Source organism: Lactobacillus sp. VURO6/B1 (VP7) (genome assembly GCF_058139575.1).
This window is the reverse complement of record NZ_JBVOWJ010000001.1, coordinates 100,027-123,990: the sequence shown is the minus strand read 5'-3', so window position 1 is coordinate 123,990 and position 23,964 is coordinate 100,027. Positions and strand designations below refer to the sequence as shown.

The 23,964-nt window shown below is 36.7% G+C and carries 11 protein-coding genes; 10 read left to right on the top strand and 1 reads right to left on the bottom strand.

The genetic code is table 11. The features are described from left to right. The first annotated feature begins 18 nt into the window (after positions 1-18). Positions 19-1,404: a bifunctional UDP-N-acetylglucosamine diphosphorylase/glucosamine-1-phosphate N-acetyltransferase GlmU gene (glmU, locus tag ACZ2M0_RS00535; RefSeq protein ID WP_490058138.1), complete on the top strand. Its 1,386-nt coding sequence runs from the start codon at positions 19-21 to the stop codon at positions 1,402-1,404. Positions 1,405-1,511: 107 nt separating this feature from the next. On the opposite strand, the gene ACZ2M0_RS00530 is transcribed toward glmU, so the two are convergent. Further along, positions 1,512-12,404, bottom strand: coding sequence for an SLAP domain-containing protein (locus ACZ2M0_RS00530; RefSeq protein WP_490058137.1), 10,893 nt, complete (start codon positions 12,402-12,404; stop codon positions 1,512-1,514). A gap of 586 nt (positions 12,405-12,990) precedes the next feature. Here ACZ2M0_RS00530 and ACZ2M0_RS00525 point away from each other — a divergent pair. From ACZ2M0_RS00525 to ACZ2M0_RS00485, 9 genes are all read left to right on the top strand, one after another. After that, complete coding sequence (locus tag ACZ2M0_RS00525) at positions 12,991-14,550, top strand: SLAP domain-containing protein (protein WP_490058136.1); 1,560 nt, start codon at positions 12,991-12,993, stop codon at positions 14,548-14,550. Positions 14,551-14,843: 293 nt separating this feature from the next. Then, positions 14,844-15,002 (top strand): family 1 glycosylhydrolase, encoded by a 159-nt coding sequence (locus tag ACZ2M0_RS00520; RefSeq protein ID WP_490058204.1) that lies wholly within the window; start codon positions 14,844-14,846, stop codon positions 15,000-15,002. 209 nt (positions 15,003-15,211) lie between these two features. Continuing rightward, positions 15,212-15,610, top strand: coding sequence for a nuclear transport factor 2 family protein (locus ACZ2M0_RS00515; protein ID WP_490058135.1), 399 nt, complete (start codon positions 15,212-15,214; stop codon positions 15,608-15,610). A gap of 269 nt (positions 15,611-15,879) precedes the next feature. Further along, positions 15,880-17,244 (top strand): PTS sugar transporter subunit IIC, encoded by a 1,365-nt coding sequence (locus ACZ2M0_RS00510; protein WP_045928560.1) that lies wholly within the window; start codon positions 15,880-15,882, stop codon positions 17,242-17,244. Between the two features lie 14 nt (positions 17,245-17,258). Continuing rightward, the gene (locus ACZ2M0_RS00505) at positions 17,259-18,356 is read left to right on the top strand and encodes a DUF871 domain-containing protein (protein ID WP_490058134.1); all 1,098 of its coding nucleotides are present in this window, start codon (positions 17,259-17,261) and stop codon (positions 18,354-18,356) included. A gap of 131 nt (positions 18,357-18,487) precedes the next feature. Next, positions 18,488-19,540: a DUF871 domain-containing protein gene (locus ACZ2M0_RS00500; protein ID WP_490058133.1), complete on the top strand. Its 1,053-nt coding sequence runs from the start codon at positions 18,488-18,490 to the stop codon at positions 19,538-19,540. 142 nt (positions 19,541-19,682) lie between these two features. Next, entirely contained in the window at positions 19,683-21,671 is a 1,989-nt protein-coding gene (locus ACZ2M0_RS00495) for a glucose PTS transporter subunit IIA (RefSeq protein ID WP_490058132.1), read from the top strand. Next, a complete protein-coding gene (gene murQ, locus ACZ2M0_RS00490) occupies positions 21,661-22,560 on the top strand; it encodes an N-acetylmuramic acid 6-phosphate etherase (protein ID WP_490058131.1) in 900 nt (299 codons plus the stop codon). Before ACZ2M0_RS00495 ends, murQ begins: the two co-directional genes overlap by 11 nt. A 306-nt stretch (positions 22,561-22,866) precedes the next feature. Beyond that, on the top strand, positions 22,867-23,838 hold the full coding sequence (locus ACZ2M0_RS00485; RefSeq protein WP_046332547.1) for a ribose-phosphate diphosphokinase: 972 nt from the start codon (positions 22,867-22,869) through the stop codon (positions 23,836-23,838). Positions 23,839-23,964: the final 126 nt, after the last annotated feature.

Sequence of the window (23,964 nt, the reverse complement as noted above, 5' to 3'; positions counted from 1 at the left end):
TAAAAGAGGCTAAAATTAATGAAAAAGTTTGTAATTGTTCTGGCAGCGGGCAAAGGAACCCGCATGAAATCAAAGTTGTACAAGGTCTTACACCAAGTATGCGGCAAGTCAATGGTCGAATATGTTGTTGAAGCAGCGCAAGCAATAAAACCAGATAAAATAGTTACAATTGTGGGTAATGGTGCAGAAGAAGTTAAAAAAGTGCTTGCCAATAAGTCTGAATTTGTTTTACAAAAAAAGCAACTTGGTACGGGTGATGCTGTTTTAACTGCCTCAGATGAGTTAGCAGCAGAAAAGGGTGCTACTTTAGTAATTACGGGTGATACACCACTATTTACAAGCCAAACTTTTCAAAAATTATTTGATTATCATCAAAGCAAAGGTAATGCGGCTACTGTTTTGACCGCTCAAGCTCCTAATCCTTATGGCTACGGTCGCATTATTCGAGACGATCAAGATAATGTGTTAAGGATTGTTGAACAAAAAGACGCCACAGCAGATGAATTAAAAATCAACGAAATTAATACCGGTGTTTTTTGCTTTGACAATCAATTGTTATTTAGTGCCTTAAAAAAGGTCGATAATCAAAATGCTCAAGGAGAATATTATTTAACTGACGTGCTGGAAATTTTGCGTAACGAAGGGCAAAGAATTGGTGCATATAAAATGCCAGATTTCAGCGAAAGCTTAGGGGTTAACGATCGTTATGCTTTAGCTCAGGCCACCAAAATTATGCAAAAAAGAATTAATAAAAAGCATATGGCAAATGGCGTAACTTTCATTGACCCTGATACGGCTTATATTGATGCGGAAGTTAAAATTGGCTGTGATACGCTGATTGAAGGCAATGTCGTGATTAAGGGCAATACTGAAATTGGGAACGACTGTGTAATAACGTCTGGCTCTAGAATTATTGATTCTAAGATTGCTAACAATGTTACAGTAACTTCTTCAACGGTTGAACAAGCAGAGATGGATGATTTTTCAGATGTTGGTCCTAATTCCCATTTACGTCCAAAAGCAATCATAAGAAAAGGTGCCCATATTGGTAACTTTGTAGAAATTAAAAATGCTGAAATTGGCGAAAATTCTAAAGTAGGTCATTTGACTTATATTGGGGATGCTACATTAGGTAAAGATGTAAATGTTGGTTGCGGTACTATTTTTGCTAATTATGATGGTATCAAAAAAGATCATACTAATGTGGGTGATCGTGCGTTCATTGGCTCAGGTGCTACTTTAGTTGCACCAGTCAATATTGCTGATCATGCTTTTGTGGCAGCAGATTCAACAATTACCAAAGATGTGGCCAAATATGATATGGCGATTGCTCGTGGTCGTCAGGTAAATAAGCCTGATTATTGGCATAAATTGCCTTTGTCTAACGATCCTAACTGGAAATGAGATTAATAATGAGCTGGAAGATGATTCCAGCTCATTTTATTTACAGCATAATAAAAATAGCTCCAGAATTTTAAACTTCTGGAGCTATTTAGTTAAACTAAACCTAATTATTTAAAATTAGCTTTTTTAACAAACTTATTTTTAGCAACAATATAGTATTTCTTGTTGTTTATTTTGACAGGATCGCCATAAGTTTTAACTGCTTTACGTTTCTTTAAAACTTTTTTACCAATTCGATTCCCATGTTGACTATAGATATAAGCGTTATGCTTTAACTTCATCTTCTTAGAATCGATATTAGCAGCAGCTATCATTAAACCATCTTCCAGTTCATAGAATGACCTGCCATTAATCAATCGCTTGTTAACGGTGTTTATACTTGAACCAGCCAGAATGACTAACTTATTGGCACGTTTTCCTTGCTCATCATATAAATATGAATTGTGCATAATTGCTTTTTCGACTACTGGTTTTGGCTTTTCAGTAATCGGTTCGTTAATTGGAGCTGCAGTGACAGCTGCAACAGCAGCTTTTTGGACTGCAATATTTGCGGCTTTAACAAAACGGTTTTGAGCAATAATGAAGTACTTCTTGCCCCGAATGGTTACTGCATCACCATAAGTATTAATGTTATTGCCTTTTCTTAATACACCTGCTTTCTTAACTCGTTTGCCATGCTTATTGTAAACGTAGGCGTTATGTTTTAATTTTTGACTGGTTGAAACAACATTGCCAATAGCGACATAGTAAACTTTGTTCTTATTGCCTTTGTCAACCAGAATGTAATAATTTTTACCGTTAATCTCTTTTGTACCGTATGAAGTAATGATTGAGCCAGCTCCTAGTACAACCTTATTGGTACGCTTGCCATTTTCGTTATACAGGTAAGCATTATGCATTAAAGCTAATTGTTCACTGTTACTTAAATCAAGTTTTGGCTCTTCTTTTTCTTCTTTGCCAGCATTGTCAATAGGGCTAGGAATAACTGGGGCAGAACCACCACCAGTATTAATGTCATTGCTATGATTGTTACCATTGTTATCATTGTTATCATTTTCATGATTATTGTCATTATCATGGTTGTTATCATTGCCATGGTCGTTATCGTTGCCATGGTCGTTATCGTTGCCATGATCGTTATCGTTGCCATGGTCGTTATCGTTGCCATGGTTATTGTCATTATCTTGGCTATTGTCATTGCCATGAAGAATATGATCAATCGTTTCAGGATCAGTGGCATCGAGATAAAGCTGATTAATAGCATCATCACGCAATTTGGTAATTGTCTTACTGTCATTGACCTCAGGCTGATTGATGGCATCTTTTGCATTATTCATATCAGTAGAAATTTGTTTAATAACAGTTTCTTTTTCTTGTTCAGTGTATTTGCCAGACGACTGAATTTCATTTGTTGCAGCTTTTTGAGCCTCTGTCAATGCTCCAGCAGCTATTTCTTTTTCACCAGCTAATTCTATTGCGGCAAGTTTATCCGCGTTAGCAGGATCACTGAGAGCATCTTTAGCATTTTCGTATGCTTTATCAATGCTGGTAGTGTTTGCTTTATCCTTAAACCTGTCTGTAAGAGCTTTAATAGCAGAATCATAGGCAGCTTTTAGTCTTTCTTCTTGTACTTTGCTATTGTTGTTTAAAACATCATCAAGTTCTTTACTGTCGGCTACAATGATACTGCTTATCTTGTCAACTGCATCTTTTCTGGCAGTTTCTACCGCTTCTGAGTCTTGTGCTTGATCGATTGTGCCGATTTTATCGGTATTAGCTTCAGCTACTTCATGGTCAATACGATCTTTTATTGCTTGTTTTTCAATATCAGTATAATCGCTACCATCCTGATGTTTTAATTTATCAACTTGGTTTTTAGCGTTATTAGCGGTATCAGTTACTGAACCTTTGGCTATTTCTTTTTCAGCTGCTATCTTATCAGCTGCAATATTTTCAGGTGAGTCACCATTGACACGTGAATGCTCATGGTAGGCTTTATCAACGCTGGTGGTATCTGCATTTTCACCAAATTTTTCTTTTAGTTCATCAACTGCTTGTTGGTGTTTATTAGCTAATTCAGCGTTTGCCTCTTCTTTAAGCATATTGTTAGATTCATCTTTAGCGGCATTACCAGCGCTGTTGATATCTTCTTTAGCGATTTCTGTAATTTTATCAATCTGTTCCTTCTTGTTAGAGGTATCACCTTTAGGAGCATTAATTGCATCAATCTTATCCTTGGCTTTTTGGCTATCCTCTTTGATTTGCTCTTTCAGCTTGTCTTTTGATTCAGTAGATAATTTATCATTGCCGTCAATTTCCTTATTAACTTTATCAGCTTTTTCATCAATGTCAGCTTTAGCATTTTCTTTGTTGATGATAGTCATTGCTTCATCATAAGCGGCACTAGCAGTCTGGATATCAGTAGCAGCGATAATAGTATGTATTTTATCGACAATACGATTACTTAATTTTTGCGACAGTTTATCTTTCAATCTATCTTTTAATTTATCGAATGCGGTGTTAAGGCCATCTACGCCTTCAGCACCTTTAAGGGCATTGTTTTGTTCATGGTCAAACCATTCTGGTTCAGTGCCAGTTTCAGGTTTAGTTAACAGACGATCAATATTTTGACCAATATTTGCTTCATCTGGGAGGTCAGCAATTGTTTGAGCACTCTCTATATCTTGGAAACTCTGCTGATAAGCGTCATCAATTGCAGCTTTAGCCGCTTTCTTCTGCTCGGCAGTTAATTGAGATTGATCAATTATAGTATGAGCCTTAGTTTGTTTATCCTTTAGAATACTTTCAGCTTTTGTCTTTTGACCAGCTAGGGCAGCTTGATCTTTAATAGCATTGATAGCGGAAATAGCTTGCTCTTTACTGCTATTTATCTTTTCTTCAGCATTTTCTTCAGATTGTGAAATGGAGTTAATATCAGTTCTTGCTTGATCAACAATAGTTTTAATTTGCTCTTTCTGCTTTTGTTGATCCTCTGGCGATAAACCTGATTTGTCTATTGCATCATTAGCTTCTTTTTGAGCTTGTTCTACTTTAGAGATTGCATCTTGCTTGGCCGTAACTATCTCGGCATTTTCCTGTGCAACTTGGAAAATACGGTCGACTTCTGCTTCACCGAAATCTTCTGTAGCTGATCCTTTCTCAGCGTGTTGAGCTTGTGCTAGTGCATCTTCGTAACTATTTTCCAGTTTAACACCGGCAATTTTATCTATAGTTCTCTTGATGGCTTCATCAAGTTGCTTTTGCAATGAGTCAATTTGGTCTGGCTCTAGGTTGGTTGCAACATCTTCAATTTTTCCTTTATTGTTAACATAGTCCTTAAACTGGTTAATCAGCTTATTCTTTTCTGCAGTTAATTGACTAGGCAACTTGGCTTGATCAATATTTGCTTTGGCATCTTGCTCTAACTGCGACAGCTTATCACTTGTACCGCCATAAATTGAACTAATACCATCATTTAATGCCTGATCAATGTCTTTATAGCCACTAATGGCATCGCTGCCTGCTAGGCCTAAACTATCAATTTCATTCTTGGCACTTGTGGCATATTCTTTCAAGTCCTTAACGATTTGATTTTTATTATCAAAGTCTTCACCCAACTTGTTAATTGTAGCAATGCCTTCATTTGCAGCTGCTTGAATTTGCGTAATAGTGTTTTGCTTATTATTTCTAGCGGCATTGATCTTTGCAGCAGCTTTCTTTTGCTCTTGATCTATTTGCGCTTTCATTTGATCGGCAACATCGCTGTCTTCAGCTTCATCAGCTTTAGCCTTGGCGTTAGTGGCTGCAGTTTGTAGATCATTTAAAGCTTTGGTTAAAGCTTCTTCTTTATCAATGTCACTGCTAATGTTGTTAAGAGCAGACTCACCCTTACTCCTGGCAGCGTTGATTTTATCTTGATCAGTAGCAGCAGAAATATTTGTTTTAGCTTTGCCTAAAGCTTCGCTAATAGCATTGCTTAACTCGTCAACCTGATTTTGATCAAGTTTATTGTGCAACAGGTCATCGTTTAAGCGCTGGTTCAATTTCTTAGCTTGCTCAACTAGTGCATTGTATGCGGCATTTTGTTCCTGCAATAAAGTAGCATTATCTTTAGCATTTTGCACAATACCGTTAATCGCATCTTTGCCAGCTTGTTTTGCTTGTTCAACATCAGCTGGAGTTTGCGCCTTGTCGATGTTTTTGATCGCCGTGTCTTTATTTGAATTAATTAAATCGATCTGTTTTGCTTTTTCTTCATCACTTAAAGCTGATTGATCTATTTTATTGATTTCATCTGCAGCTGTTTGAGCGATATCATCTAGATATTTATTCGCGTTATTCTTAGCGGCTTGTAATTGAGCATCGCTCAAAGCCTTGTCAATGTTAATTATTCCAGTTATTGTAACAGATTCTATGTCGGTAACTTTTTGCTGACCGTTAACCTGGTTGACAGCTTCTTTCCATGCATTTGTTGCTTGACTCTGATATTTGTCTTTTTCTTCCTTGCTTAAACCTTTGATTTGGTCAATTTGATTTAAAATTCCTGGAGCATCAGGATCAAGGGAACCATCTGCTTTATGCTTACCGTTGAGTTCATCAGTAAGTGCATTAATAGCTTCTTCTTTTGCTTTTTTAATTTTGTCAGCATCATTTGATTCCGCTGTTGCTTTAATAGCCCTTATTTGTTTAATAGTAGTATCCCGAATGCCTAAAACGGTGCCACTATCTTGGGCGGCATTAATTGCTGTATTAGCAGTCCCAACAATTGAGTCAACGCTCTCTTGATCTGCCTTATCTTTTAAGCTGTTCTTGACTTCGGTTGCAACATCCTTAATAGCCTTTCTTGCTTGGGCTTTGGTGATTGCCAAGTTGCCACTGGCTTCAGCTGTATTGATTGCGGTAATAGCATCGGTAGTGATTTTATTGATAACATCTTTTGTTTTGACGTTTTGTAATTTGCTGATGGCACTAGTAGCAGCTTGATTAATATCCGAAATTGCCTGATCATATTTTGATTTAGCATCTGCCTTTTCTTCAGCGCTCAGAGAATTATAGGAGGAGTTCAGCCTGTTAATTGCTTCTTGAGCAGCATTGTTGATATTATCTTCACTGTTATTTTTAGCATCTTCCAAATCTGCAGTAGTTGCATCTGCTACGACTTGATCAATAGCATTTTTACCGTCGTTTTTAGCCTTGTCAACTGCGTTATTAGTCTTTTGTGACTCAATATTCTGCTTAGCTTTATCTTTTTCATCATTGATTTTTGAGATAGTCTCTGTCTTGTCAGCATCAGACATTGAAGACTGATTAATTTCATCAATTGCTTGCTTAGCATGTTCATCAATTTCATCTTTGGCAATATTAATATTGGTATCAAGGCTTTGAGCATCCCTGATTACCTTACGCATGTTATCGATGCCTTTTTGCTTCTCAGTATCAACTTGATCAATGGCAGCGTTCTTTACTTTGGCAACTGCATCATCGTAGTAATTGGTTAACTGCTTAATTAGGCCTTCTTTAGTCGTACTGTTGACATTCTGTAAGCCGGAAATTTTATCGTTGACTTCGTTATAAACACTCAGTAATTCTTTCAGAGCGGCGTTTCTGGTAGACTGCAATGCTGCTTTATCGCGAATCTTGTTTAGGTCTTCTCGACCAGCATTAGCTGCGGAATCAATTTCTTCTTTAGTGTCAGCATTTTGAATATTAGTTTTTGCTGTTGTTAAAGCATTATCAATTTCGTCATAGTAGCCGTTCTTTTCTTTTCCAGAGAGGTTAGAATCCTTTTCGATATCTGCACGAATTTTCTCTGCCAGGGAGTTTAGTCCAGTATCTTCGTTAGTTAAAGCGTCATCTTTTTGTTCTTCTAAGAATTTTGCTTGTTCGTCGGCAATACTGCCAGCAACGCTGGCCATAGCATCGATACCGTCATCTCTATCTTTGACTACCTGTTCGGTGGTCAAGTCTTTATAAACGTTGCCAATTGCTGTTTCGTAAAAACCATTAATTTTATTAGTTAAAGCATCTTTTTGCTCACTATTAATTTTATTATCTTTAAAAGCCTGATCGATAGTGTTTAAGTCTTTTTCTCTCTCTTCTTGCAAGGCTTTAGTTGCCTGAGATTTTGCGACTATCAATTGGGCCGCAGCCAAATCCTTGTTAATACTGTCTTTAGCTGCTAGTTTAGCGGAATTAACACCGTCGATGTCTTTAGCAGCATTAATTAAAGCCTTGGCATTATTAAAGTCTTTATCAATAGCTTCTTTATAATGTTGTTTAGCTTCTGGACTTAAATCAGTATCGTCAAAGCCATCTATTTTATTTTTAGCGGCTTTAGCGGCATTCTCAACTTCCGTAATTGCAGCTTGGCGTTGTTGGTCTAAATTGTTTGTACCGGCATTAGCAGCATTCTCCAGATAATCTGTGATATTACTAATAGCATTGTTTTTATCCGTTTCAATTGCGGTTTCATTATCATCTTGAGTGACATTAGCGACACCAGTATCTGCAGCTGCGTTAATTAAATCTTGGTATTTAGTTTTGTCTTCAGCGCTCAGATTATTATCATTTTTAATCGTGGAGATGGCTTTGTCTTTAGCATTCTGAATATCTGTTATAGCTTGATTACGTTGACCCCTGAGGTTTTGCTCATTAAGTAAATCGTTTAATGCAGCAGTACCTTCTTTGGTAGCTTCATCAACATCTGCTAGAGTTTCTCCCTTATCAATGCGGTCGTTATAACCCTGATTTCCACTAAGCAAATCATTGGCTTTGCTTACAGCTTCATCTTTATTTTTAGCTGTTAGATTAGGATTCTTTTGAATTTGATCAACAACAGCTTTTTTGGCTGTTTCCAGTTGATTCTTAGCAGCAGATTTATACGCGTCTAAAACATTCTTTTTACCATCAATAATGTCTTGCTTGATGTCAGCAGCAGAACTGTGACTGTCGATGGCTTTATCAACGTTTTTGACTGCGTTATCAATATTTGTCTCTTTAGTTACTCCTAAATTGCCTTTAGCCGTATCTGCATCTGCCTTAACCTGTGCTTTAGCGTCATCCTTAAATGCGTTTAAAATATTATCTTTTGCCGTTTTCACAGTTTGGGTAATATTTTGACTGCTGTCAGCATTATCTTCAATTTTATCAATTGCCGTTAATGCATCTTTTAAAGCTGTCTCGACCTTGTTGACTTTGCCGAGAACATTTTCATAACCTTTAGTATAACCAACAGTTTCTGACTTAGCAGCAGCTTTATTGATTAAACTCTCAGCAGCAGCTTTTCTCTTATTGATAATTTCATCGTCATCAGTGCCGTAAATAGATTTGCCAGTATCGCCAGTTGTAGCTGTCGCGTCAGCAACCGCTTGCTTTACTTCATCAAGGTAGGGCTGTTGTTCATCTTCAGATAAACCAGAATTCTTAATCCGCTCTATAGCTTTAGCAGCAGCTTCATTAATATCATTTGCTGCCTTTTCTCTTTCCTTGTTGGCATGTGTGCCATTAATATTATCAAGCCCCTTATTAACGTCATCTTTAGGGTTATTGCTGTTAATAATATCTTTGATAGCTTGATTTAAAGCACCTTGGATGTCCTCTTTATCATCTGCATGTTGTGTAATTTGCTTTTTAGCAGCTTCTTCTAAAGCCTTGATGGCATCAACAGTATCTTGCACGCCTTGAATTGCATCTTTTGCTTCTTTTTGATGGTTATTAATAGCTTTTTCATTATCGTCTTGATCAAGATCACCGTCAGTGGCAACAATTTCTTTTGGCCTCTTTAGTCTGTCTTTTAAGCCGGTAATTAATTCGTCAACAGGCGATTTGACATTTTCGTCTTTTGCGACTTCGTCAATGGCCTTTTCGACGTTTGAAATTGCTTGATTGATATCTGTTTTGGCATTATCACGGTAATCTTTCCCAATTTGGTTGATGGCGTCAATACCGTCACTGACAACTTGTTCAATATTAGTGTTATTTGTTTCAGGTGCTTGTACATTGCTGATGGCTTGCTCTTTTGCATTAATTATAGTTTGTGCCTGTGAAGGAAACTTAGAAATTTGATCATTGGCCTGTTGAGTTAATTTTGTAATTGCATCAGATTTTGCTTTTTCAAAGTCTGCTTGACCTTTGGCTGCTTGTACAGCCTTTGCCACTATGTCTAAAGCCGTCTTTTTCCTTTTATTTATTTCACTAATTGCAGTTTTGGAAGATTGCACCCCGTAAACTGATTTATCAGACTCGTAATTGCTATCCTTAATATTAGCAGCATACTTGGCAGCCTCATTCATTGCATCTGTAAATGCTTTTTCCTGATCTTCAGTTAAACTTTTTGGCTTATTGTCTTTAGCTGTGCTAATTGCATCTTTAATTGCTTGAGCAGCTTCTTGTTGTATTTCACTAAACGGCTTGATCCCCAGACTAACTATAGTAGGTCGAATGCCATCAGCAATGTCTAACGGACTATATTCAATAAAGTTCGCATGAGGAGTTAGCTGAATGGTAGCGTCTTTAGCCATCTTGGTGGTAATTTCAGGAGGAAGGGTAATGGTAAAGGTGCCATCTGCAGCAACTTTAGCAGCAAATTTAGTTGGCAAAAGTGGCAAGTCATTCGCTTCGCCGCGGTATGTATCAACGGTTTCTGCATAAGGGTTATCTATTGTTGAATCAATAATGGTCTGACCATTTTTGTAAACACCACTATCCTTGAAACTGGCTAAAACATAGGCCTCAGTACCACCTGGTAATACACTTTGGAATAAGTTGTCACTAGCTGGACCGTCATTTGCTGGAGTATAGTTTAAAACCTGTCCTTTAATAATCTTCGAACCATCTTCTTGATCGGTTACTGTGACGTTTGCCGGGTCTATGTCTAAGAACCCACTTGGGTTAGCCGGTATAAATCTGATGTTATTGTAACCCGGATTTTCTTTGTTGGAAAAAGCAGCTTCAATGACAGCATCAAAGAGATCATCGTATGTTTTACCATTATTAGTCTCAAGCAGTTTCTTAATGCTGTCTGGTAGATTATTAAGGATTTCAGCGAGTTGAGGGTTGTCATTTTTAACTTGATCAAGGTCAAATTTTCTCATGCCGTTTAATAATTCCAGTGTATTGACAGCAATTGTTTTTTTGGTCTTTTCAACCTGTAAAACGTGAAAAGGAGGTAACACTAAATTGTTCTGACTACCGTCTGTTTTGCCTAAGAAATCATTGAGGTTTAATAGCTGCCGCACATTGGTGACTGTAATTTGGCTATCACCGATGATACTGGTAGCGCCATTTGGATTCAGATGTGCGTCCAAAACCAGAGAAGTAGGGTTATTAACAATCAGTTTACCAGTTTTTGCAACATCAACCAGTTTAATTGCTCCAGTACCCGCATCACCAACCAGTTGAATTTCAAAACCACCATTTTGGACATTGGCTTTACCGTCTATCTGTACTAAGGTACCTGAGTATTTACCCATGTTTTCACCGGTAATTTTCAAGGCGCCGCCTGAATGAATGGTGAAATCACCACCTACATAAATTAAGTGTTGGCCATTTTTAGTAGAAATATTGCCGTTTGTGTTGACGTTAATAGTGCCGCCTCTACCAATGTTAACTTTTGATGTTTTAGATTCTAAGTAAATTGCTCTTGCCTGACCAGCATTTTGTACACCATCATACTTAAGTCCTTCACTTTCACCAATGCGAATGGTTACTGTACCGTTAACATTTACCTGACTGTCGCCTTCAATATAGATTGCACTGATTGGTCTTGTGTATTGACCATTATTGGCACCATTTTTCCCGTTATATGTCTTAAGTGGAGTAAGGGTAACATCGGCTCCATCTTCAACATTAAGCACATTGTTTTTCCCTTTCATTTCAATTAGGGTACCGCCAAATGTTGCACCGGTGAACTTACAGCCAGCTTTAAAAGTAATACTGTTATTATCCTTAGTAAATTCTAGCAACTGCTGCTTACTGCCATCATCTAACCCGCCTGTTTCCATAGGCATTTCATGCGTTTCCGCATTGATGATGCCTTCGAAAATAATGTCGGTGTTACTATCGGTATATAATAATTGTGAACCCGTAAAGTCAATATTCCTAAAAGTTACTCTTGCTGACTTTCCCCCATGAGTATTAACTACACCAAAATAATCAGCACTCATGAGTGTTAAATTTTCATAGGTAATATCACCAATGGTATTATTCTTAATTTTGGGATGGATACTTCTAAAATCTATAGTATATTTAGCATCACCAGCAGACTTAATTAATAATTTTCTTCCTGGAAAGTTTAAAGAGTCACGTCCATTACCCTTATTGGAACGAATGTCAGCTGTAATATCAATCTCGCTTACATTGATATTCTGATAGGCTTTGACAAAACCTTCCCAGGTACTTACACTTCTAGTTGGACTGGAGTCTTCTTGCTCCTTAGTATCAATTGGAGTAGTATCAATGTCTTCGTTTGCATCAGTCTGATCTTCATTTGTGATATCAGCTGTATTTGAACTGTCTGTTGTGTCGCCAGGCTTTTGCCCAGTTGCTGGATCTTGTTGACCTTGATCTTTATTATTTTGCTCAGTGTTAGTGGCAGAATCTTGTAGATCATTTTTGTCAGCCTTGTTAACAGAACTTTCCGTTTTGTCTGTTTTAGCAGCGTCGCTTTCTTTGTTATCACTACTAGTAGCTCTTAAAAACGAACTCAAGCCAGAAAATGTGGCCAAATTTGGTCCATCTTCTGGCTTGTTAGTTTTTTCTGCTTTAACAGCAGTAGTAGAATTTTGAGCATCACTAATACTACCAGGAGGAGTGGTAGTATCTTGAGGTGAAATATTCTCTTTAGTTTTGGTATTTTCTTCAGTTTGTTGAGTTGGAATAACAGTATCAGCCTTAACTGTCTTGCTATTTAAACCAAAAAAAGTAAAGCCAAGCAGTACAGAAGCAGCACCAATACTCAATTTGCGAATTGAGAAATGGTCTTGCTTATCTTGCATTGCCATTTTTTTCACCCGTTCATTGTTATTATTCTTTCCTAGCATATATATATATCCTTTCTTATTTAAATACTATACAACTATCAATTTACTTGACGATTTATCAAATGTCAATAATTGAATTTTATTTTATATTATTTTATAAATAACTTGTTTTTAAAAATAAACTATAAAAAGCAAAAATTATATATAATAAAATAAATTAAAGCTTTAGTAGCAATGGGAAAATTAATATAACAAAAAGTGCTTTTTTATTGATATTTTTAGTAAAAATAACAAAAATACTTTTTTAAAAATGGTGCAAAAATTATGCCCATTATAAATGTATTTTAGTATAGTATTTAAACATATATAATAAGTGATTGCATTTAACAGCCTAAGTTTATTTCTTATAAGCTGTAAATAAAAACTGTGAGTTAATGAAAAATTACAACTTGTAAAATAAGTGAAATAAATTTTGCGGGTATTTTACATTTATGCAAGAGTATTAAGAAAAAGTAAGTAAAGTTTTACATTGTTTATGTCAATCATTTTTTAGTATACAATATTAGGTATTGATAGAATTTTATAAATAACGAGGTAGAGAAGCAAAATGAAATTTAGTCATAAATTTATGATGATATCGGCTGCTGCGTTAATTGGTGTTAGCCCTGTAATAGGAGCAGGTCAATTTACTGCTGTTCAAGCAGCTGACAAGGTTGCAACGAAGAAAAGCAACAATTCAAAGCAAAATACGATTAAGTTGAGTCATAATGCTTATGTTTATGACAAAAATGGCAAGAGACTGAAGACCTATATGGGTAGTGCTAAGAATACCAAAATAGGCAAAGGTATTACCTTGACATTTAGTCAGAAAGTTACAATCAAAAATAAGGAATATTATAATTTGGGTGGCAATGCCTACGTTAAGGCAGCCAATGTTGGCTATGTTAATGGTAAGAAGGTTGTAAAACCTGCAGCTACAACTAAAGCTAAAATAAAGCATAATGCCTATATTTATGATGCAAAAGGTAAAACCGAGAAAAAGAAGATAAAAAAGGGTCAAACAGTTACAGTTGATCAACTTATTTATATTGGTAAAAAGTTGTTTTACAGAATTGGTGGCCAAAGCAACCAGTTTATTAAGGCAGCTAATGTGGGAAAAACTACAGGCGCTAAGCTAAAGCCAGTTAATAAAAAGCCAGGTAAGGATGATAATTCACCAAGTGACAACCAGAATGATCCTACAGTGATCACATTAAGTCATAATGCTTATATTTACGATGGTAATGGTCACTCCACTAAAACTTTAATTAGAAAAGACGAAAAAATCACAGTTGATCAACTCAAATATATTGGCAAAAAGCTGTTTTATCGGATTAAAGACGATAACTTCCCTGGTGAAGATCAATGGGTTAAGAAGAATAACGTTGGTATAGTTTCTGGCAAACAATTGCAGCCAACAAATTCAAAACCTGAAGATGATACAGACGTCACAACAATTACTTTAGCTCGTACTACTAATGTGTATAACAGTAAAGGTGTGGCACAACCAACCAAAACTTTTGCTAAAGGCCACAGGGCACGTGTGACAGAATTAAGGTACATCTGGGTAAAGGATGATAATAAAGCCGAATTGTTCTATAAATTACAAAGTGACAAGAACGGTTATATTAAGCAAGACGATATTAGTAAAGTTAGTGGTGTTAAACTAACGCCAGTCAATACTCCGGAGACAGCTAAAGGTCAGACGGTTACTGCTACTTCAACTGATAAAAAGGCGCTGCAAGACTTATTAACTCAAGATGCAGCAGTTAAAGCGAGTGATTCATATAAGCTTTCCGCTAAAGCTCTGCGTAATGCCTATGATTCAGCCATTTCAAGTGGTAGTCAAGTTAATACAGCTATCGCAACGGTGGCCCAAGTTAGTGATATAGTAAACCAAATAAATAATGCGAAAGCAGCCTTAAATGGCAAAAAAGTAGTAGTTAATGATTTGAAAAATTTGACGATCAATGAATCTAATCAAATAGTTGATTTGGTTGCCAGCGTCAACGGCGTTGATAAAAGTGCCGTTCAGTTTAGCAATAATAATACAGTACTGACTGTTACAAGCGCTAATGGCTTCCAACAAACTTTAAATATTTCTGACTATGCTGCAACAAATAATTAGTGCTCTGGCATTTCAAAATATGACGACATCTTTTGGAGATGTCGTTTTTCTATATGATTTTGTAGTGAATTAGTTAGGTACTTCACTTACTAAAACCATTTTTATGTAATATTATTGAAACGTTTCAAATAAATGAAATGAGGCGAGGAAATGGTAAAAAAGATTTTCACGAAAAAACTTTTTGTAGGTCAGCTCTACATCTAGTATGCAAACTGATGTAGCTGTCAAAAAGGGAGATAAGGAAAGTCAGTTTATGACGTTCATAGAGCAAAAGGTGGCAGTTCAATTAAGGTATAGATATCGATAAATATCACCGCTATCCAGAAGATCTGTATATATTTATTGATTTAGGGATTAATTGCTATCGTTTCCAAACCTCTTGGAGTAGGGTTAATCTTTTAGGAGATGGTAATTTTATGCCATTCAGTTATTATCAAAGTTCAACAATGTAGTTTATGTGTGCAAGCAGGTATGCTGTAGCATGTAATTATCAAAAGAGGATGATTAGGCCTATAGATACAGTGCATTTTGCAACGACCAAAAAGAATTAAGACACGATTATTGGGCATTAAACCATATGTTTAATCAGGTGAATTATGAAAATCAGTTACTTATTAACTAAATGCAGACTTAATTTATTATAAATTAGGAGATGAATATTATGTTATCAAATTCCAGTCAAACTATAGAAAACGAACGAACTATCAGATATTACTTTAACTCTTGGCTTAAAAAAGATTTTTCTGCTCTTGATAGCTGGTTTAACCAGGATGTCTATTACCGTGAATGCTATGGCGCTACTTATGAAGGGTTAGATGAGTTAAAAGCCTATATTAATTCGAAGTCTAAAGAGCAGACAGTTTTAAAATGGGATATTTTTAAAATTGAACAAACTGATACTGGTAAATTTGTTGTTACTTGGTATTTTGATGCTGTAGAAAAAGAAGAATATTGCTTCGATGGGGTGTCACTAATAGAGTTTACTGGGAATAAGATAAAGAAGGTTGTGGAATATTCAACTAAACATGAAACCTTTCGTCCATTTAAAGAAAAAAGCTAAATCAAAGTCTTTCTCATTGAGGGTGACAAACAATAGATGCATCTTTTTATTAAATAATAATTAAAAAGATGCATTTTATTAGTAAAAAAATATGGTATATACCATTTTGATCACCTGACTAATATCGATTAGAGAATATTGAACTATATTGGTGTAGACCAAAGCCATAAAACATACAGCCACAACAATTTACGCTTTTAAAATGGTAAACGTTTCCATTTGCTATGGTATAATGCAAGTGTAGTGAAATATTAGTAGGAGGAATTATTATGAATGCTATAATTAACTGGCTAAACAAGCATCTCGTTCCTGTTGCAGCTAAGATCGGTTCTGTTCGCTGGCTTGTTGCATTGCGCGATGCCTTTATCTCAATTATGCCGATTATGTTGGCTGGTTCAGTAGCTAGTGTCTTAAATGCTATCTTTAGGGATGTTCCCACCAACCTAGGATGGACGGGCGTTGTTAACTCAATGCAATGGCTTATCAATATCAATGCGTTGGTATGGACAGGTTCTACTGCAATTTTAGGCCTGCTGTTTGCCTTTACATTTGGCTATCACATGTGTGTCCAATATAAAGTTGAACCGATCGCAGGGGGCTTGCTGACATTAGGTACCTTTATCATGAGCTTGCCTCAGAGCTTTTCAGCTGACTTAAAAAATGTTCTTACTAAGGGAGACATAAAAACATTAACTGATGCTCAAATGGCTGTTAATGGCAAGAATATTAGTGCTTGGGGCTGGTTCAATTTTAATAAGTACTTTGGTGCTTACGGCTTCTTTACCATAATGATTATGGGTGCTATTTCTGTTGCAGTTTACATTGCTTTAGTTAAGAGACATATTACTATTAAAATGCCTGACAGCGTTCCACCCGCAGTTTCCAATGCCTTTACAGGTATTATTCCTGCAACCGCTGGTTTGTTCGTTGTTGGTATTATTAACTATTTATTCAGTCTTAGAAATACAACGGTGATTGATTTAATTGCCAAAACAATTCAAGAGCCGTTAATGAAGATGGGCCAAGGTTATGGTTCATTATTACTCATAGTGTTCTTAGTTCAACTATTTTGGTTCTTTGGTATTCATGGGACAAATGTCTTGGCCCCGGTTACAGAAAGTATTTGGACCACTGCATTGATTGCCAATACTAATGCCCATAAGATGCAAAAAGCATTACCGTACATGTGGACTAGAAGCGACTTTGACCTTTATGTTTGGATTGGTGGAGCAGGTTCAACACTGCTACTTATTTTAGCCGTTCTTGCTTTTTCCAAGCGTGAAGATGAACGTGCTGTTGCTAAGATTTCACTCGTACCTGGGATCTTCAACATTAATGAGCCTATGATGTTTGGTATGCCAATTGTTTTGAACCCAATTTACATAATTCCATTTGTTCTTGCTCCATTAGTTATGGTATCAATTGCATATGGCGCCCTAAGTCTTGGTTTGGTAAACCGAGTTGCCGTACAGACAACTTGGGCAATGCCGCCATTCCTTAATGCAATCATTGCTACAATTGACTGGCGTTCAGTTATTTTACAAATTGTCAATATGGTCGTTGGTTTCTTGATCTATGTACCATTTGTAATTGCTTCTAATAACGTGGACCCTCAAAAAGTTAATAAAGTTTAAGGAGCACTAATTTTATGAAACAGTTGGGTATTTCACTTTATCCTGAGCAAAGTACATTTGAGCGGGATAAAGAATATATGGATTTAGCTCATAAGTATGGTTACAGGAGAATTTTCACCTCACTTTTGCAGTTAAAAAGTGCAAGTGGTGAAGATATACTTGCAAAATTAAAAAAAGATGTTGCGTATGCAAATGATTTGGGTTTTAAAACTGTAGTTGATATTAACCCTGTTTTATTTAAAGAACTAAAAATTGATTATAATGATCTAGTTTTCTTCCGTGATCTCGGAGTCTGGGGCTTGCGGTTAGATGAAGGCTTTAGCGGCATGGAAGAAGCTGCCATGACTCGTAATCAATATGGACTCAAGATTGAACTGAATATGAGTCGGGGTACTAATTATCTTGACAGTATTATGGCTTATGACCCAGAGAATGATAATCTAATTGGTTGTCATAACTTTTATCCACAAGAATATACGGGTCTAAGTGAAAAAATTTTTAATGAATATTCACAAAAGTATCGTGATTATGGATTGCATACTGCTGCGTTTATTTCATCTAAAAATGCTAAATTCGGTCCATGGCCTGTTCATGAAGGCTTACCGACACTTGAAACTGATCGTAAGCGCAGTATTTTTAGTCAAGTTACTCACTTACGCTTGAGTAAAATGATTGATGACATTATTATTGGCAATGCTTTTGCCAGTGAAAATGAATTAGCTGCTGCAGCAAAAGCTTTTAACAGTGCCTATCCTACTTTGAAAATTGTATTTGAAGATGGTGTTTTACCAATTGAGCAAACGATTTGCTTAAAAGAGCCCCATTTGTACCGCGGTGATGCATCAGAATTCTTATTACGTGATACTAAACCTCGTGTGGTTTATGCTAAAGAAAATATTCCAGCTCATAACAATGATAAAGCCTCTTTTACAAGAGGGGATATAGTTGTTGTTAATGACAAATACCCACGGTATAAAGGAGAACTACAAATTGTGTTAAAGCCGTTTGAAAATGACGGCAGACGTAATCTTGTGGGACACTTATACGGAGATAATTTAGACTTGCTAAAAGCCGTGAAACCTTGGAGTACGTTTATAATGAAACAAAGCTAATTCATTTAGCTTAAATATTCAAGCTGTGAGCAAATTAACTCACGGCTTTTTATTTGTGTACATGTTTTAACAAAATAAAATAGTATAATGGTCCATGTAAGTGATTTCACACTAAGGGAGAAATAGAATAAATGCTGGGTTTTTCGATATATCTAAACCGTGATCTAACGGCTGATGATTATAATTATATACTTGCGATGCGCAATGCGGGGTTAACAACTATTTTTACTTCACTTCATATTCCTGAAGATGATCCCAAAGTAATATTAAAAAGATTAGCAGAGCTCACCAAATGGTGTAAGAACTTAGAAACTGCTGTCATTGCTGACGTTTCTGAAAGTGGTATGGCAAGGCTAGGACTTGCACTTGAAAATGAAGAGCAGATTGAAAGCTTGGGCTTGACTGGCCTTAGAATAGACGATGGCGTGTCACCAGCTACTGTAGCAAAGCTTTCACAGAAAATGCCAGTTGCTCTGAACGCTAGTACTATCAATGAAGATGACGTCACAGCTTTACGAGAGCACGGTGCCAACTTCGAAAATTTGCAAGCTTGGCATAATTTTTATCCGCGACCAGAAACCGGTCTAGATTCGAATTGGTTAAAAGAGAAAAATGATTGGTTACATCACATGAATTTAGCAACAATGGCATTTGTCGCTGGTGATGATGTTCTGCGTGGACCTATTCACGCTGGACTGCCAACTCTTGAAAAGCATAGAGCAGAGAATCCTTTAGCTGCAATGTTGGAATTAAAACGCTTAGCTTGTGACCATGTTTTTATTGGGGATGCTTCTTTATCACCGCAAATGATTGATAGTTTTAAAAATTACACTAAAAAGCAGATTATTACACTTCGCATTGATGAAAACTTGCCTGAACTATTTAATTCTGAATGGCATAATCGTCCGGATGTAGCGCGAGATGTAGTAAGGTTAACGGAGGGGCGTAGCCGTCAGTTATTTGATGTCGCACCCCAGGGAAATCCTGGGACTCGATCAAAAGGGACAATTACCTGTGACAATAAATTATATTTGCGTTATCAGGGTGAATTACAAATAACTAAACGTGATTTACCAGCTGACGAGAAAGTTAACGTATTGGGACACGTGGTAGCTGATGATTTACCACTTTTGAATCAAATAGGTGCAAGGCAAAGCATCATTTTCATTGCTGCAAGTGAATAAAATTTGTATGGGGTTTTGTACTCTATCTTTATTAAAATTGGTATAATCCAATGAACTATATATTTTAGCAAAATTATATCATAGATTGCAAATTGGTCTAATAAATAATATACTTATTTTGTCTTTAAAAAAGGAGGAAAAAATGAGTACAGATAAATATTCCGAAATAGGCCAAGAAATCTATGATCATATTGGTGGTATTGCAAACGTTAAATCTTTATACCATTGTATGACCAGAGTGAGAATTACGGTCAGGGATAAATCTAAAGTGGATTTAGCTGGTTTAAAACAAGTTAAAGACATTTTGGGAGTAGTTGATGGTGAAACGCTGGAAGTAGTTTTAGGTCCTGGTGTTAATGCTAAAGTTGCTCAAAGCATGGTTAATGCAGCTGGAGTAAATGAAAATGATCCTTTTCCAGATGTAACAGCTAAGGAAAGTTCTTATCAAAAAGACAAGAGCGAAGTTATGGAGAAAGCTGAAGAAGTTCACGCAGCCCATAAAGCCAGTTTAAAGCAAACTTGGTGGCGTGCAGTCTTACAACATATTTCGTCTATCTTCATACCTTTAATTCCAGCATTTGTTGGTGCTGGTTTAATTTCTGGTGTATCAGGTATTTTAAGAAATATGTTGACAGCCAAAATGCTGCCGGCAAGCTGGAACTTAGGCATCACCGTTTTAGGTGTGATTGCCAATGGACTATTTGCCTACTTAAATATTTATGTTGGTATTAATGCTGCTAAGGAATTTAATGCCACACCTGGACTTGGTGGTATCATCGGTGGTGTAGTAATGCTGCCTGGTGTGGTAGCTCCTATGGTAATACCAAATATTTTTAATGGTCAGCCGTTAGCTGCCGGACAGGGTGGTATCATCGGAGTTTTACTTGCAGTATGGCTACTGTCATATGTTGAAAAATTTTTCCACAAATATATGGCTGATTCAGTTGATATCATCTTCACGCCATTTTTAACTTTATTAGTAATGAGTCTAATTACTATTTTTATCATTATGCCTTTTGCTGGTTGGGTTTCAAACTCACTTATTGGCGGAATTAACTGGGTCTTAAAGGTTGGTGGACCTGTTGCCGGCTTTATTTTGGGTGCAGTGTTCTTACCAATGGTTATGTTTGGCTTGCATCAAATTTTAACGCCAATTCATTTGCAAATGATTCAAAAGATGGGTTATACGCCGTTATTGCCTATTTTAGCAATGGCGGGTGCCGGACAAGTAGGTACTGCAATTGCTTTATGGGTTAAATGTCGTAAGAACAAAGAATTAACTAAGCTGATTAAGGGGGCTTTGCCCGTCGGAATTTTAGGAGTAGGTGAGCCACTAATTTATGGTGTTTCTCTTCCTTTAGGTCGTCCCTTTATTACTGCATGTTTAGGCGGTGGTATTGGTGGTGCCGTTTTAGGAGCCTTCGGCAATGTCGGCTCAATCGCTATTGGTACATCTGGTATTGCTTTAATTCCGTTAATTGCCCACAATAAAGCATTAAATTATTGTATTGGTTTATTAGCAGCTTATATTGGCGGCTTTATTCTAACTTATTTCTTTGGCGTACCTAAGAGCGCTGTAGTTGCTAAAAATGAGGATGGCTCTTTTGTTAATCCCGAGGATGATAAAACAAGTCATGAAAGTGTGGCTGTTAATTTAGCCAGTCCCGTGAATGGTGAATTGGAAGAATTATCTGCTGTAAAAGATGATGTTTTTGCTCAAAAAATGCTGGGGGACGGCTTTGCTGTAATTCCTGATAATGATGGTAAAATTGTTGCTCCAGTTGATGGACGTATTTTAACAATTATGGATACGAAACACGCAGTTACAATGGAATCAGATCAAGGTCCATTGGAATTAGTCTTGCATTTTGGAATTGACACTGTTGAATTAAAGGGAGCTCCATTTGAAATAAAAGTAAAAAGTGGACAGTATGTTAAACGCGGTGACGTTATTGCTCAAATGGATGTTCCAGCTATCAAAGCTGCGGGCAAGCCAACAGACGTGATGGTAATGATTAACAATATGGAAGATGTCACAAGTATTTCTCCTATTGCTACAGGCAAGGTTACTGCCAATCAGATTGTTGCAACTGTAAAACGAATTAATTTACGGATAGAATATGGAAATTAAAAACTTAGAAACTGAAGCGCGAAATCCCGCAACAACACACATTGATACGATGTCTACAATGGATATGGTCAAAACAATTAATGCTGAAGATCAAAAAGTAGCTCTTGCTGTTGCGCGAGCCGAAAAACAAATTGCACTTGCAATTGATGAGTCTGCAAAAAGATATGGCCGGGGTGGTCGTTTAATCTATATTGGCGCTGGAACTAGTGGACGATTAGGCGTGCTTGATGCAGCTGAACTAGTTCCGACATACGGTATTAAGCCGGAAAGAGCAATTGGCTTGATTGCAGGTGGCGAAAAAGCTATGTTTGCTGCTGTAGAGGGTGCAGAAGATTCCATCACGATGGGAGAAACTGACCTGAAAAATCTTAAATTAACGGCAAATGACATTGTTATTGGTTTAGCTGCCAGTGGCCGAACTCCTTATGTTATTGGCGGGTTAAAATATGCCGCTAAAGTTCAAGCTCTAACTATAGCCGTAGCTTGTGTGCCAAATTCAGTGATAGGTCAAATCGCTGAAATTGCAATTAATGCTGTGGTTGGTCCTGAAGTGATAACCGGCTCAACCCGTATGAAAGCCGGTACTGCTCAAAAAATGATTTTAAATATGATCTCAACCTGTGTAATGATAAGACAAGGCAAAGTTTATCAAAATGTGATGGTTGATGTGCAACCAACCAACGATAAGCTAGTTGATCGTGCCTGCCGTATTATTAGTGAAACGGTAGCAATTCCGACTGCTAAAGCTCTGAGCTTTTTAAAAAAAGCAGACAATGATGTTGCTCTTGCAATAGTGATGGCTAAAACGGGTAAAAGTAAAATAGTAGCCAAACAATTGTTAGCTAAACATCATGGCATTGTAAGTGACGTTTTAAATAGTTTGAATTAAAAGTTTCAGTTAAGTGTTCCTTAATAGCAAAAGCTATAATTATAAGGAACACTTTTTTTAATTCCAAATAATATAGAAAAGAAAATTTCTATTATTAACTATGAGGAGAAAATTTTTCAGAATAACAATAATCTTCGTTCTGGTATTTACTGAAGTTTACTTAAAACTTCAGTAAATTACTACATAAACTAAGATTCAGGGCTTGAATGTCGTTCGTTAAAGTTGAATAATAATATAGGAAGTAACTTTTTCAGACAACTTTTGGTAAAATAATAAGTTGTTAACAATTTTAATACGGAGGAAATTATGTCTTATAAAGACAATATGATGTTGTTTGCCCTCAATTCCAATGTTCCGCTGGCGGAAAAAATTGCACAGCGGGTGGGGGTACCCCTGAGTAAGTCCAGCGTGCAACGCTTTAGCGATGGTGAAATTCAAATTAACATTGACGAATCTGTCCGGGGTAAAGATGTCTATTTGATTCAGTCAACCAGTGTACCGGTTAATGATAACCTAATGGAATTATTAATCATGATTGATGCTGTGCGCCGTGCAAGTGCACAAACAATTAATATCGTGATTCCTTATTATGGTTATGCTCGCCAAGATCGTAAGACTAGACCACGTGAACCAATCACTGCTAAGTTAGTTGCTGACATGTTGCAAGAAGCTGGAGCTACCAGGGTCTTGTCACTTGATTTACATGCACCACAAATTCAAGGATTCTTTGATATCCCTGTTGACAACTTAATGGGTGCACCACTACTTGCTGATTACTTTTTGAGAAACAATTTGCAAAAAGATGCTGTTGTCGTTTCACCTGATCATGGTGGCGTAACGCGTGCCCGCAAGTTAGCAGAGTTTTTAAAGACACCAATTGCAATTGTCGATAAACGCCGTCCACGAGCCAATGTTTCAGAAGTAATGAATATTATTGGCAACGTTAAAGGTAAACGCGCTATCATTATTGATGATATGATTGATACTGCGGGTACGATTACTCTAGCTGCCCAAGCTTTAATAGATGCTGGGGCAACTGAAGTTTATGCCAGTGCTACGCACGCAGTTTTATCAGGACCTGCTATTCAAAGATTGAATGATTCTCCGATTAAAAATCTGGTTCTAACTGATTCTATTAATCAACCAGTAGAAAAGAAATTGGAAAAAACTCTTCTGGTATCTGTTGGTCCGCTTATTGGGGATGCAATTAAATGCATTCAGAAGCATGAACCACTTAGTCCATTGTTTAACACCAGATATGAAAAAGATAAACATTAATTGAATACAGAATTTACTAAGATCTGCTTAACTTAAGCAGATCTTTTAGTTTGACAGAATTACCACTTAGTCAGCTTTATTGACCCCTTAGTGAAATCCTATTGCATTAAAAATAAAATTAAAGTT